Source organism: Alkalihalobacillus sp. NPDC127517 (assembly GCF_050276055.1).
Classification (GTDB): domain Bacteria; phylum Bacillota; class Bacilli; order Bacillales; family Bacillaceae_D; genus Alkalicoccobacillus.
Map to the genome: position 1 here is coordinate 85,551 of NZ_JBNNQX010000005.1, position 14,435 is coordinate 99,985.

Genomic DNA, 14,435 nt, shown 5'->3' on the forward strand with positions numbered 1-14,435 from the left:
CCTCCTTTTTCACTCATTATAAGAGAATGTACGTTCCCCCGCAACTCCTTATGACGCTTTGATTCCATTGACAATCGCTCTAGCCGCTTTGTTCTGATAATCCTCTGTCTTTAGGAGACCCGCATCCTTTTCATTTGAGACAAAACCAGTTTCAACAAGTACCGAAGGCATACTGGTATATTTTAACACGAAGAAATCAGCCGAAAATACGCCCCGATTTTTATTATTAGTCGATTGTGCAAGTTCCTGTTGAATAGATGTCGCTACCTGCTTTCCTCTAGTACTTCCATGATAGTAAAACGTTTCAACCCCATTGGCCGCCGGATCTGAATACCCATTCGCGTGGATACTTACAAACAAGTCCGCAGCCCATTTGTTGGACTTTTGCACACGGTCTTCAAGAGATACAAAGATGTCGGAATCTCTCGACATCAATACTTCATAGTTCTCATCTATTAATAAATCTCTTACCTTACTCGCTACAGAAAGTGCAACAACCTTTTCATAGAGATCGTTGCCAATCGCACCTGGATCCTTCCCACCGTGACCTGCATCGATCACAATTCGTTGCACATGAAAGGGTTCAGTAGGTTTTGACTCAGGCTCTTTATCTTCGGAAGGCGCCACCTGTGGATCAGGCGTTCTCTCCATTTTCATCAAGTAGGCGGTGCTCACAAAACCCAGCTCCCCCTGATACGTAATTTGCCCCCACCCGTTCCCAACATCAATGTATTCCACTCGTTCACCAGGAGATAAGCTCCCAATAACAGTTGCCTCTTCACTTGGCTCAGATCGAACATTTAAGGAAACCTGTGTATCCACCTCACCCATCTCCGCTGCCTGAGCGCTCTCTCCCCATGTAGCCATAAACAACACTGACATAAAAATCACAACCAAAACCTTTCTCATCATGTAAACCCCTCTCCCTATCCGTTAACCTCATAATCTATTTCTCTAGCATTGACAGGTTGATAGAAATTAATCATGAGTTGGGTGAAAAAGTTATGGATGAGCGGGGGTCGGGGGTACCGTTTCACTTCGGCTTCTATCGTTTCACTTCAGCCCAGCTGGCTAACGCTCCATCCCCTCACACAACAAAAAACCCTCCACACAGGAGGGGCATTCAACTATTCTGCCGCCAAAACCGTTCGCAACGTCTCTACGTTTTTGTGCATTAAGGAGAAGTAGTCTTCGTCATTCGCGACATCTTCATCCGTTAATGCTTCGAGCGGGTAGATCGTCAGTGCTTCTGCACCGATTTCACTTTGTACGACTTCAGCTACAGCTGGAGTAATGTTCGGTTCAAATAAAACATAGTTCAGGCCAAGCTCTTCAGCGTGGTCAATTGTTTGAACAAGCTGACTTTGCGATGGTTCGTTTGTTGGTGAGATACCTGCAATCCCGATCTGATTCAATCCGTAACGCTCTTCCCAATATCCGTAGCCTGCGTGAGAAACGATAAATGTATCAAGCTCCGCCTTCTCAGCAACCTCTTTGAATTCACTGTCTAATTCTTCAAACTGGGAAACCAACTCATCATAGTTATTGTTAAAATAGTCTTCTTGCTCTGGTAACATCTCAACTAGCTGATCCTTAATGTTTTCAGCTAATTCTATCGACAGCACAGGATCTAACCATACGTGTGGATCGAATTCACCATGAGAGTGCCCATGATCATCATGCCCCTCATCATCGTGGTCATCAACCGAGATCGTCACTGGATTTGATTGAGCGAGAACCTCATCATTTTCATCTAAAAGCTTAGCCTGGATTTGTTGACCATCCTCTGCTGTGCCTTCATATTCCGCAGATTCATTCCCCTCAACTACTTCCCAGGCATCTTCTTCAGCTCCAAGCGTGTACCATTGCCACTTACCAAATTCAACTTCCTCAGAAGCTGTAGCTGTAAGATTTACGTGATCGCCTGAATGATAGTGATCAGAGACGCCTTCCATGTTCACTGTTTCGCCAGCTTCTCCTTCGTGATCATGGTCGTGATCATGGTCGTGGTCATGATCCTCTTCTTCATGTCCATGCTCCTCATCGCCATGCTCATGCCCCTCTTCTCCATGACCGTGATCGTGGTCATGGCTATCTGCAATCAACTCAACCCCGTCTGTTGCTTCTAACGTCACGACGTCTTCCCCATCCACCGCGCTGATAACCTTATCTGCAAAGGCCTCCATTCCAGCTCCACTATAGAAAAAAGCGTCGGCACTTGCTACCTTCACCATTTCTGTAGGTGTGGGTTCATAGGTATGAGCATCAGAACCAACGGGTACCATGTTGGTAACGTCTACGTAGTCGCCTCCGATTTTTTTCGTCCAGTCTTCTATTGGAAAAATGGTTGTATAAATATCTAGTGTTTCGCTCGTACCTTCTTCTGTGTCTCCTGATCCCTGCGAGCACGCATTTAAAAATAATAGTGCCGCTCCTGCTAGTGCTAAACTTTTTTTCATTGTCAGACTCCTTTTTCGTAATTGTTCCGATCTATGTACTGGAGTCAGTATATCGTAACGATTCTTATTTGTAAACGATTTTCTATCTTAAAAACAAATAAACGTGACGACTCTTAATGAGTTCGCCACGTACGTTCTTATTTATATTACAAATTGAGTGTATGACTTCCACTTTTTTTATTCATACTCCCTTCAGGAACAAACGCTAAAATGACTCCACCAATGATAAATAATAGAATGAGACTGAAAACCCCAGTTGTTGAGCTTCCTGTTGCTTGCGTGGTCACTGCTAGAAGTAACGGCCCCATCACGGCTGCGAATTTTCCAAAGATATTGTAGAAACCAAAAAATTCGTTAGCACGGTCCTTAGGAATAAGTTTGGCATAGTAGGAGCGGCTTAATGCTTGAATTCCTCCTTGAGAAGTTGCAACAAGCATCGCGAGTACCCAAAAATCAAACGCTGAATTCATGAACAAAGCATAGATACAGACAACAATATACACAACAATTCCTACATACAGCATCTTTTTTCCTGTGAACCGTTGGGCAAGTCTTCCGTACAATATCGCAAAAGGTGCAGCCACAACTTGAGTTAAAAACAGAATGAGCAATAGGCTTGTTGCATCAATTCCTAAATCCGTTCCGTAAGCAGTGGACATTTTAATAATGGTCCCTACCCCATCGATATAGAAGAAATAAGCGAGTAAAAATAACATGAGTGTTTTATATTGACGTATGCTTTTAATGGTTCGGCCAAGTCGCTTAAAGCTATTGATTACAGGCCTTGATTCACGTTTTATGAAATGGATTTGCTTTACATGTCGAAGCATCGGAATACTAAAGATCGCCCACCATACAGCTGTGATTAGAAATGAAATTTGACTGGCCGCGGTTACGGACAAAGGCAATATCTCCATCTGCGAGCATAAAATAATGACGATACATATTAAAAAAGGAATCGCGCTACCAATATAGCCCCATCCAAAACCACGTGCAGAGAGGTCATCCATTTTTTTCTCATCGGTCACATCCACTAAAAAGGCATCATAAAACACATTTGCTCCAGCAAATCCAATGGATGTGATTGTGTACAAAATTAACAGTGCTAACCAGCTATCAAACGGGACAACCGCTAGCATGGCCGTTGAAACGACACCGGCAATAAAGAAAAAAGCGAAGAACTTTTTCTTAAATCCATCGTAATCTGCAATGGTTCCAAGAATGGGACTAAGCATCGCGAGAATAAATGTTGCAATGGCAATGGTGTAGCCAAGATAAGCGGTTGAATTGACGCTCGAAATGCCTGCTGCCTCAGCACCAGCTTTAAAAAAGATCGGAAAGATAGCGGTTGTGATGACAACCGAATAAGCGGAACTAGCCCAGTCGTATAACATCCAGCTCCGCTCAACTTCACTGAATTTTTTCATGTGCAACACCCCCTTTTTTATTGTATAGCACTACCTAATTTAATAGGACAACCTTACAAATGTTTTACATAAATGAAATAAAAAAAAGAACCTTAAGCCATTCGCTTAGGATTCTTCTCTATGTAGAAACGGACATTTTCCTGTAAGAGGCTCTACATCATCTCCAATAAAAAACTGCTTCCACTCATTATGAGTAGGATCGCCAAAATGACTGATGTCAGGATGCGTCGGTAACTGGTCCCAGGCCTCTGTTCGCTCTCTCACTTTTTCACGGGACATAATACCACCTTTTTCTGTCCCTTCAAGCCCTTTAAAAATCTTACGTGGCTGGAAGCCTAAAACAAGGCTATCCCCCAAATTCCTTGTTCGTCTCTGCTTATAGGCTGGTGCGTTACCAAATGCAAAAATGGGTTCCCCCGCAAAGTGAAAGTCCCATAGATAATGTGCCGGATCCCGAGGACTTTCCTTTGGCCAAGGAATCGGATCTTCTTCGTGGAGGTATTGAAGGATTCTCCAGAAGTAATCTCGGTAGTATTCAATATCCTGCTCCCCTTTTTCTGGTTCGACAAAAACAAATAGTCCATGCCTAATGAAAGGTGGGTCCCTGAACAATTGAAGAAATTGATCAACCGCTTTTGGGAGGTTTGACCAATCGTCGTGCGAGAGGTAGGAATAACGAAGCTCCCCTTTGTTCTCGGCCTTCATTCCAAAATAACAAGGAAATGTTGCATCGGTCACAGTATCATGAAACGTCTGATATTCATTTAAAACCCATTCAGGAACAATCGATGGATTCGTCATATCCTCTTTAACTAATAAACTTCGATGGTCCAAGCTAGCTCACCCTTTATGGAAAAGTTTAAAAAGCAACGATGATTTATTCATACGCAGCTTTTGTCGTCATCATGCTACTTAGGCTCTTCCTTTATTTCAAGTGAATGAAACCAACACTTCTGATAATCAAGAAATCCAAAGTCGTCAAGTTCTACTCCATACGCATGTGGATGCGTGTAGGCTTCTTGTTTCGTCATGTAAAGAGGAATGACACGTATCGATTGTACTAAGTGATCATTAATTTTTATAAGGGCGTCTGTTGGATCCTGCTCTAGACAGGCTACTTGTGCAAGGTTCTCTAGTATCTCTGCTTGCTTCGGATCAAACAGGTTAATGAACCACGCATTGTGGCCTAAGAGAAATTGAATAAACGATATATGCAGGTCACTAGTGTTAACCATTGAAATAAGGATTAAATCGGCTTTGTCTCTTGTCCTTTTATGCACTAGTTCAAGAATCGGAACGATCACGACCTTCAGACGAAACCCATTTGTTCTTAATTCTCGTGTAAGCCAAGCTGCATCATTCACATTAAGGGAGTGTGCATTTGTATAAAGCGTCAGTGAAATTAGCTCAGTACTCTCTGATACATCTCGATACATCTGCGTTGCTTCCTCACCATATAAAGATTCACAACTACATAACCGATTCTCCCCAAGTTCGGTAATCATTTGGTTTTTATCAATGGCTGCCAGTAGTCGTTTTCTGTTGTTAAAGTTTTTCATATCGCCTTTTTTGTAGGTATTACAAATGAGTACTTTTCTTTCAAGATCCACTCTGTTGATCTTGGACCATTCTGTGACGTGTGTCTCACCCTCAGTTGGAACATACGGATAAAATTGGGCATCCTTCCTCCACTGTATCGAAGAAGGCATTGTCCATATTCGTATGATATCTAATAATGGACGCTCTCTAAAGTAGGTATCTACTGCGTGAAGTTCAATCAGCTCAGGTTGATGATCAAAGACTCTGAATGGTCCTGTACCAACGGAATTAGCATGTTGAGTATCATCTGATTTTTGTAAAATAACAGCTTGAGGAAGAGCAAGATAACGTAATAAATGAGGACAAGGCTTCTCGAATTCTAAAGCAATAGTATACCGGTCCAGTTCCCTAACAAAACGCAGACCCTCAACCATCCAATGATTAAAATCAATTAATCGTTTTAAAGTATAGGCTACATCCTCAGACGTAAGCTCCTGATCATCGTGATAGAATACTTGTTTCCTTAAATGAAAGACCCATGTATTAGCTTCAGCATTCACATCCCAGCTGTGTGCAAGATGTGGACAAACCTCTCCGCTAGAAGAATTGCGTCTTGTTAAGCCATCATATACCTGATGAATAAGATGCATCTCCATTTGCCTGATAGCTAGCATTGGATCCAACTGATGGATCTCTCTAAAGTACGGAAACTGCAACACATCTTTTCTCGTGTTTACATTCGTTTCCTGTTGAAATCCCAATTTACTATTGATCCAACCGTACAACTCATCTTTCCATTCTTCTGTAAGATTAAGCTCTTCTATTAATGAAAACATTTGTTTTAATTGTCTCTGATCAAACAATTCCTGAAGCTCTTCTAACTGAAGCTCTTGAATCGTTTTATGAAAAATGAGATAGGATTGCTTCGATCGACCAACTCCAGGTTTCCATTCAAGCCAACCTAAAGAACGTAATTTTTTCATAATAAAATTAACGTTCCTTCGCGAACAAAATAACACTTGTTCCAAATCAACTAAGGAAGTCGGTATTTGATGTGGCGTTTCTTGAATCTCAAAATGTTGAGTGAGTTGTTTATAGTGATCGAATGGTTTCAAATCCTTCCCTCCTAAAAGATGAAATGATTCAAGTTAAACCCTACGCTTTTTATGCACCTTTTACAATCTATACTTAAGTAAGGAGGTGCATATTTCTTGTTAAACAAGTCAGTCGCTATCATAGTTGGTGTGTTTGTAACAGTTCTATGGTCAAGCTCATACATTGTAAATGCATGGGCTTTCGAGGAAGGCATAGGGCCTTTAACACTTGCAGGGGCACGATATGTAGTAGCATCCATTGTATTAACGGTGGTCGTACGCTCCATTCGGTTATTCGATAACCGTGAGTATCCCATAAAGTCAACGTTGAGTTGGAGGATTGTTGTTTTACTCGGACTAACTGGTTATTTGTTCGCACAAGGTTTACAATACGCAGGTCAATTTTATATGACTCCTACTCAAACGTCTTTGTTTTTAAGCATTGGCAACACATCCGCGGTACTTTTAGTTGATTATGTGTATACAAGAGAAAGCAGAAGTCGTTCGTCCATTTATGCACTCCTCGTATTATCTGTCGGAGTGCTCACTTACTTTTATCCATGGGAACTTACACAGATCTCATTTATCGGGATAATCCTTGTCCTTTTTTCCTCTATAGGATATGCGCTTAATCTTACAATTAATCGAAGCCTACTGCGCCACAAAGCCACACGAACAGAAGACCTTATCATCTTCCCAATGCTAATTGGATCCGTGGGATTGTTAGGTGTCGGTCTTACAATGGAAGAGCTCCCTTCCCTTACACCAAAACTCGTGCTCCTCATTCTTTGGCTCGGCAGTGTAAATGGTGCTCTAGCCTTTTACCTTTGGACGTGGACTCAGAAACATCTCAAAGCATTTGAAAGTAGCTTGTTAAATAATTTAATGCTGATTGAAATCGCTCTATTGGATGTTTTGTTCCTACAACGGCAATTAATCTTAATGCAAGTAGTTGGTATCTTATTTGTTGCAGCCTCTATTGCTTACGTCCAGGTAAGTCCACTCCTTAAAAAAAGGCGAGAATCCACTTTATAAGTTGGAGACTCGCCTTGTTACTAGTGATTAAATAAAGATAAAAATAGAAATGATAAAACCAATGATCATTAACGGTATAAAGAGTATTAGTGCAACAACTATACCTGTTAACAGAGCCATCCACGCAGAGAATCCGTGTGCCTCTCCGATTGATTTAAGCGAAATAATGAAAGTCCAGATAAATGCAATCCCTTGTATGAAAATTAAAATAGGATGCATTCCATTAGCAATGTATTCTAGTGTAGACAGCTCTCTTGTTTCAATGATCAAATTAATACTATAGAAAAATTCTTCCCCTCGCATCGCGAAATCAATAAGACCAATAAAAACTGTTAACAAAGATGGAACCAAAGATCCTCTTACCATTGCTACTCGAAGATCAGAGGCATATCCACGCCCACCAAGCCACCGACCTACAACTGCGTTAATCCATGAACTAAAATAAAGCATTAAGAGTCCTAAAGCCGAACCTACAAATACAGTAACTAAGAAGACAACAAGCGGATTTATGCCCGCCCTACTTTGTTCATAAGTCGTAAACATCGTTAACATCCCAATAACAATGCTTAATAAAATTAAGGTTCTTTCCTGATCAGGTTTTTCTAATTCCTGTCTAATAACAGCCCTCGGCTTGAACCATATATGTAACCATGGATTTAATTTTTCTTGCATTCAAAGCTCCCCTTCCTTTTCAAACCATATATACCCTTTTTTCTCATCATAAACCTAACCAATACATAATAATAGATCTTTTGTTTAACCTATTAACAGGTGGTGATAGGTATGAAAGAAACAAAAAAAAATAGTAATCAAAAACCAATAATCGTCGACCCGGTTGGACTCGATCAGGATGAACAAGAAATGAACGGTGATTATGGTATGCCGGAGACGGACTACGAAGATCAGCTTCATGATAAAAAAGAGTAATTAAACGGCACACAGGCTTATGTCTGTGTGTTATTTATCTAAACAATAAACCAGTCTTACCATATCCCTGCACCAAATTCCATTCTCAACGATCTTTTCCGAATAATGCCGCACAAAAAAGTCATGGTCAAGTCGATCGATTCTGAAGCCACGTGTTTGATAAAAACGTAATGCATCCATACTTGAATTACCCGTACCAACTTCGACGAATCGAGCATTGAGTTGTTTCGCCTTCTCTATCGCTGTTTTTATTAACATTGAACCAATCCCTTTTCCTTGAAGGTTTTCTTTGACGGATATGTTCTTGATTTCGTACGTATCATTTTTTATCCGACAAAGAACCATCACTCCAATGACAACATCGTTTTCAATTGCTAAAAAACTTTTCCCCTTGTGAAGATATTCTTGTACGAGTTCTCTAGAAGGATCTGCTTCGAGTAACAAATCCCACGGCAATTCATCAGTAGCATGTAACTCCTTAATATACATACGCACCTCCAACATCTGGAATATTTACTCATTTTCAATTATACATGGATCATTAGAAAAAAACTCAGCAAATCCTATGATTTGCTGAGTCACATTTACTAACCTTAAATAGTAATGACAGTACCTAAAGGACCTGTAGCAAAACGGAAGAAAACCACATGCCCTGCACTTGCTGCCTCTGCTGGTGAGTTAATTAATGAAACTGGAAAAGCCGAACGGTTATTAATGGTAATGGTATCTCCTGCTACATAGTTCTGAACTCTGAATACGGATAGGTTTCCTCCAGAATCTGCGTTGGCTGTTGGTGCAACCGCTGCGGCAACTCCGTTTACCACAAGTGAGAAGACGGCATTGACCGGTGTTAATGCTGCAGTATTTAAAACAATTCCTATATAATACAGACCCGGTGTAATAACAGTGAAAGTTCCAGTTGCCGGTACAAATGTGATTCCTGCATAGGCACCTGGTGTTAAGCCTGTTAAGGCAGCCCCGGAAGCAATGGTTTGAGGTTGAACATTGCTATTAAAAAATGGCTGCGCTGCAATGCCTGTGGCTCCGGTTGGTCCTGTCGCTCCCGTCGGCCCGGTTGCTCCCGTGGCTCCCGTTGGCCCTGTTACCCCTGTCGCTCCGGTGGCTCCCGTTGCCCCGGTTGCTCCCGTTGCCCCGGTGGCTCCCGTTGCTCCCGTGGCTCCGGTGGCTCCCGTTGCCGCGGTTGCTCCCGTTGCTCCCGTGGCTCCTGTTGCTCCCGTTGCTCCCGTGGCTCCGGTGGCTCCCGTTGCCCCTGTCGCTCCTGTCGCTCCGGTTGCTCCCGTTGCTCCCGTTGCTCCCGTTGCTCCCGTGGCTCCCGTTGCTCCTGTTGGTCCCGTCGCTCCGGTTGCCCCTGTTGGTCCCGTTGCCCCTGTCGCTCCTGTTGCCCCGGTTGGTCCCGTGGCTCCTGTTGGTCCGATCGGCCCCGTTGCTCCGGTGGCTCCTGTTGCCCCGGTTGCTCCCGTGGCTCCCGTTGGACCCGTCGCTCCTGTTACTCCCGTGGCTCCTGTTGGTCCAGTCGCTCCTGTCGGCCCCGTTGCCCCGGTTGCTCCGGTTGCTCCCGTTGCTCCCGTTGCTCCTGTTGGTCCCGTCGCTCCGGTTGCCCCTGTTGGTCCCGTTGCCCCTGTCGCTCCTGTCGCTCCGGTGGCTCCGGTTGCTCCCGTTGCTCCCGTTGCTCCCGTTGCTCCGGTGGCTCCGGTTGCTCCGGTGGCTCCCGTCGCTCCGGTTGCTCCCGTTGGTCCTGTTGCTCCTGTTGCTCCTGTCGCTCCCGTTGCTCCAGTGGCTCCGGTCGGCCCCGTTGTCCCGGTTACTCCCGTCGCTCCAGTAGGTCCTGTTGCCCCTGTGGCTCCCGTCGGCCCCGGCGGACCACTCGCAACAAAACTAAATTCCGATGAAAGTAAAACGACGTCATCAATCACTATATCTGCCGCCCCAATTAACGCACTAACATTAATCGTAATGATTGCTGATGCAGTTTCGAGTGGCGCAGTTGAAGTTGTTTCATACACTGTTAACCATGTCGAATCAAAAGCATTAGGGATTCCATCAGATTGAACAATGACATTAAGTCCTGTTCCTATTAACACACCTGCAGCATTATAGTACTGCATCGTTACATTAACCTCTGGGGAAGGCAAATCACTCGTTTTTGCTAAAGACAAAAATAGTTCAAATCGGTCCCCAGCTAGTATCTCTACTTCTTGTGCTAAGTTAGACCCTGTCCCACTTGGTAATTGGAATGAGAAGAATCCAGTGTGACTGTACACTGAAGTGATAAACCCATTCACTGTTTCCCAAGGAGTTAAAATCCCTTCCTCAAATCCACTATTGGATAGTTTATTTAAGAGCATATAATCTCTCCTATCTACTGTTAACGAACTTACATATTAGTGTATTGAGTTCTACTATTTATGAACCTTCTTCTGCCTACTAGAGAAAGAATAAAAGTATTAAAAACCATATATACATCCCTTAAAGACTTTCTAAACAATAAAAATGCTAATGTATAGAAGAGCTTAGGTCATTACCTCACATCTAATCCCCACTTGACTTATAAGTTATAAAGGTTTTATAATTTCTGTAAATGTTAAGAAAATTGAAATGTATATCTTGATACCTGAAGACACCATCCTTTTCGGGTGGTGTCTTCTTTACTAATAGGGAGGGTATTAACATGGATTTCCACTGGTTTTTACCGACTGATGGGGACGGACATTACTTAGGAACAGATCATCTATCTCGCGAAGGAAACATCAGCTATTATACTCAGATCGTCCAGGCACTTGATCGTTTAGGCTACGAAGGTGTGCTTGTTCCCACAGGAAAAACGTGTGAGGACCCTTGGGTTGTCGCTTCTGCATTAACTCAAGTGACAGAACGTTTGAAATTTTTAATCGCTATTCGCCCTAGTATTATGTCTCCTACGGTGGCAGCTAGAATGGCTTCTGCTTTTCAACGCTTATCAAATGGCAGACTCCTATTAAACGTAGTTACTGGTGGGGACTCCAAGCAGTTAGCCGGAGACGGTGTGTACCTATCTAAGGATGAGCGATACGCGGCGACTGATGAATATTTAAGAGTGTTTAAAGACTTGATCAAAGGGGAAAAAGTTACATTTAATGGGAAACACATTCAGGTGACAGATGCTGAAGTCCTTTATCCACCTTCTGACCAGCCAATTCCCCTATACTTTGGAGGTTCATCAGCACCAGCACTTGATATTGCAGCCAAACATATTGATCAGTATCTAACATGGGGCGAGCCACCAAACATGGCCAAAGAAAAAATTGATCAAGTTAAAACACTCGCTACTGATCAAGGTAGAGAGCTTGGCTATGGAATGCGAATACATATTATTGTAAGAGAAACAGACGAGGAAGCATGGGATGCGGCAGAAAAGCTATTAACCTATGTTTCTGAAGAGCAAATTGCTAGTGCTAGAAAGGCATTCGGAGCAGCTGAGTCTGAAGGACAACGAAGAATGGCCAGCTTAACTTCTAGTAAAGACCTTGAGGTTAGTCCAAATTTATGGGCCGGAGTTGGTTTAGTTCGCGGTGGCGCTGGAACCGCTTTGGTTGGAAGTCCGCAAACGGTTGCGGCGAGACTGCGTGAGTACGAGGATCTTGGGATTACGTCTTTTATTATGTCCGGCTATCCTCATTTAGAAGAAGCATATCGTGTCGCTGAATTGTTATTCCCAATTCTTAAACCAAATGCGACTAAATCGAATCGTTCTGCCAATTTGTATGGAAAAGCGTATTCTTCTTAAAAAAAACCGAAAGTAGGAAAAAGAATGAAATCTGTACCGCGTATTTTTGGATTGCTTTCCTTAGTCGTATTAGCTAGTTGTGCTCCTGCCAATTCTGACCTATCAACCGGTTCCGAAGATTCAGCTGACTCAGATGTAACGATTAGTTTTATTCACTGGAGAGGCGAGGATAAAGAAGCCTTTGATTCTCTTATTGATGAATTTGAAGACGCGAATCCTGGTATTTCTGTTGACATGAACATTTACCCATCTGATCAATACCAGTCCCAGGCTCAAACATTAGTTCGAGATGGATCGACCGGTGATGTGTTTACCTCTTTCCCTGGTGCTCAATTTGATGCGTTAAACAAAATTGAAGCATTTGCTGACTTAAGCGGCGAACCATTTTTGGAACATTTCGAGGATTCATTAATAGAAGCTGGTCAAAAGGACGGTGTTCAGTACGCTCTTCCATACCAGCTTGTTTTTAATCAGCCCGTTTACAATGTTGATATTTTTGAAGAACTAGGTTTAGACATTCCTCGGGACTGGGATTCCTTTTTAGAGGTGTGCCAAACGCTTCTTGATAATGGATACATCCCTATTGCGTTTCCAGGTGCAGACATCGGCCCTGGTCAGCTTATGAACAGTATGGTTATGAATAACGCTCCGGAAGAAGACATTTTTGAGAAGCTTCAAGCTGGAGAGGTAAAAGCGACGGATGAGTGGTGGGTGAAGACGCTCAGTCAATTTAAGGAACTCGAAGATTTAGGCTATTTCCAAGAGGACTCTCTAGGGACACAGCATCCAGCTGCCATCTCTTTAGTTGCTCAAGAAAAAGCGGCTATGCTTGCAACTGGCTCCTATGCCATGGCTGGGTTACTAGAACAAAATGAGGACTTAAACTTACAGCTACTTGCACCAATCACGGTTGACGAGTCGGATACTACGTATGAAGGCATTCATACAACAACCTTTATGCTTGGAGTGAACAGTCAGTCTGAGCACCCAGAAGAAGCAAAGGCGTTCATTGAATTTTTATCAGAACAAGGACCGGCAAGTGAATACGCAAATGCTACTGGTCAACATTTAACAGTTAAAGAGTTAGATTATGAAACAGATGAACTACGTGATACAGCTGAATGGATGGACAAAAACACAAGATTCCAGCCACGCTTTCTCATTACAAATGCGGATGTGGAGCAGGCTTTAATTTCATCGATTCAAGATGTCATCGCTGGTACGGATCCAGAAGAGGCAGCTGCTTCTGCACAAGGGATTATCGATCAACACATTGACTAAATCAAATGCATAAGGAGTTACTATGAGAAATAAGATGCTGCTCTTCTTTATGCTGCCTAGTCTGCTTATCTATGGCGTATTCAGCTTCTGGCCGACGCTGAATACGTTTTTCTATTCTTTTACAGACTGGGATGGCTTAACAAGCGAATATTCATTTATCGGGTTTGATCACTATACTCGGTTGATTGGTTCAGATTCGATCTTCCACACAGCCATTACAAACAACATAAAGTTCATGCTGGTGGTTGTTATTTTTCAAACACTGTTTTCTTTAATTCTATCTTTATTTCTTATTAAGAATAGTCCAGTAAATGTTGGACTTCGCGCGTTGTTCTTTTTTCCAACGATCTTGTCCAGTGTGTCCGTTGCCTTCATTTGGGCCTATATGTATGACCCGTCTCTTGGTCTATTAAATCAACTCTTTGATTCCATTGGGCTCAGTACACTTAAACAAAACTGGATTGGCAATCAAAATATTGCGATTTACTCGATCTCAATCACACAGGTCTGGTTCCATACAGGTCAGATGATTGTACTGTTTGTAGCTGGACTTCACGCCATTCCTAAAGATCTATATGAAGTCGCTCGAATTGAAGGAGCGAGCCGGTGGCAATCGTTTCGTTTTGTCACATGGCCGTTGCTAGCACCTGCCACAACAATTGTCATTGCCTTTACAACCGTACAGACGTTTAAAGCCTTTGATTTGATCTATGCCATGACTCGTGGAGGCCCAAACTATTCAACAGAGATTCTAGCAACCTTTATTTACACGAGAGCATTTAGAAGTTATGAGTTTGGGTATGCTTCTGCAGCAGCCGTTCTTCTTATGGCCATCAGTGCTCTTATCGCGTTTTTGCAATTCAGACTACTACGAACAGAGCGTTCATAA

At 42.8% G+C, this 14,435-nt stretch carries 13 protein-coding genes; 5 read left to right on the plus strand and 8 right to left on the minus strand.

Annotated elements, in window-relative coordinates; genetic code table 11:
- Positions 1–48: 48 nt before the first annotated feature.
- The 5 genes from ACQKKO_RS07840 to ACQKKO_RS07860 all read right to left on the minus strand — a co-directional run bounded on the left by ACQKKO_RS07840 (position 49) and on the right by ACQKKO_RS07860 (position 6,540).
- On the minus strand, positions 49–912 hold the full coding sequence (locus ACQKKO_RS07840; RefSeq protein ID WP_498645949.1) for an N-acetylmuramoyl-L-alanine amidase: 864 nt from the start codon (positions 910–912) through the stop codon (positions 49–51).
- Positions 913–1,127: 215 nt separating this feature from the next.
- On the minus strand, positions 1,128–2,459 hold the full coding sequence (locus ACQKKO_RS07845) for a metal ABC transporter solute-binding protein, Zn/Mn family (RefSeq protein ID WP_498645951.1): 1,332 nt from the start codon (positions 2,457–2,459) through the stop codon (positions 1,128–1,130).
- Positions 2,460–2,605: 146 nt separating this feature from the next.
- The gene (locus tag ACQKKO_RS07850) at positions 2,606–3,886 is read right to left on the minus strand and encodes an MFS transporter (RefSeq protein ID WP_498645953.1); all 1,281 of its coding nucleotides are present in this window, start codon (positions 3,884–3,886) and stop codon (positions 2,606–2,608) included.
- A 105-nt stretch (positions 3,887–3,991) separates the two neighbouring features.
- Positions 3,992–4,687 carry a YqcI/YcgG family protein gene (locus ACQKKO_RS07855; protein WP_498646331.1) on the minus strand — a complete coding sequence of 232 codons (696 nt, stop codon included), beginning with the start codon at positions 4,685–4,687 and terminating at the stop codon, positions 3,992–3,994.
- A 107-nt stretch (positions 4,688–4,794) separates the two neighbouring features.
- Complete coding sequence (locus tag ACQKKO_RS07860) at positions 4,795–6,540, minus strand: ABC transporter substrate-binding protein (protein WP_498645955.1); 1,746 nt, start codon at positions 6,538–6,540, stop codon at positions 4,795–4,797.
- Positions 6,541–6,636: 96 nt separating this feature from the next.
- On the opposite strand from ACQKKO_RS07860, the gene ACQKKO_RS07865 reads away from it, so the two are divergent.
- Complete coding sequence (locus ACQKKO_RS07865; protein WP_498645957.1) at positions 6,637–7,554, plus strand: DMT family transporter; 918 nt, start codon at positions 6,637–6,639, stop codon at positions 7,552–7,554.
- A gap of 27 nt (positions 7,555–7,581) precedes the next feature.
- On the opposite strand, the gene ACQKKO_RS07870 is transcribed toward ACQKKO_RS07865, so the two are convergent.
- Complete coding sequence (locus ACQKKO_RS07870; protein WP_498645959.1) at positions 7,582–8,226, minus strand: YIP1 family protein; 645 nt, start codon at positions 8,224–8,226, stop codon at positions 7,582–7,584.
- Between the two features lie 111 nt (positions 8,227–8,337).
- Between ACQKKO_RS07870 and ACQKKO_RS07875 the strand changes: the two genes are divergently transcribed.
- Positions 8,338–8,481, plus strand: a complete 144-nt coding sequence (locus ACQKKO_RS07875; protein ID WP_498645961.1) for a DUF4021 domain-containing protein — start codon at positions 8,338–8,340, stop codon at positions 8,479–8,481.
- Positions 8,482–8,511: 30 nt separating this feature from the next.
- Here ACQKKO_RS07875 and ACQKKO_RS07880 read toward each other — a convergent pair whose 3' ends face one another.
- Both ACQKKO_RS07880 and ACQKKO_RS07885 read right to left on the minus strand, forming a co-directional pair.
- The gene (locus ACQKKO_RS07880) at positions 8,512–8,985 is read right to left on the minus strand and encodes a GNAT family N-acetyltransferase (protein WP_498645963.1); all 474 of its coding nucleotides are present in this window, start codon (positions 8,983–8,985) and stop codon (positions 8,512–8,514) included.
- An 89-nt stretch (positions 8,986–9,074) separates the two neighbouring features.
- Positions 9,075–10,847, minus strand: coding sequence for an NTTRR-F1 domain (locus ACQKKO_RS07885; RefSeq protein WP_498645965.1), 1,773 nt, complete (start codon positions 10,845–10,847; stop codon positions 9,075–9,077).
- Positions 10,848–11,170: 323 nt separating this feature from the next.
- Here ACQKKO_RS07885 and ssuD point away from each other — a divergent pair, with 323 nt between their 5' ends.
- From ssuD to ACQKKO_RS07900, 3 genes are read left to right on the plus strand one after another with little or no spacing between them, the layout of a single operon-like run.
- Positions 11,171–12,265 (plus strand): FMNH2-dependent alkanesulfonate monooxygenase, encoded by a 1,095-nt coding sequence (ssuD, locus tag ACQKKO_RS07890; protein WP_498645966.1) that lies wholly within the window; start codon positions 11,171–11,173, stop codon positions 12,263–12,265.
- Between the two features lie 24 nt (positions 12,266–12,289).
- Positions 12,290–13,546, plus strand: a complete 1,257-nt coding sequence (locus ACQKKO_RS07895) for an ABC transporter substrate-binding protein (RefSeq protein WP_498645968.1) — start codon at positions 12,290–12,292, stop codon at positions 13,544–13,546.
- 22 nt (positions 13,547–13,568) lie between these two features.
- A complete protein-coding gene (locus ACQKKO_RS07900) occupies positions 13,569–14,435 on the plus strand; it encodes a carbohydrate ABC transporter permease (RefSeq protein WP_498645970.1) in 867 nt (288 codons plus the stop codon).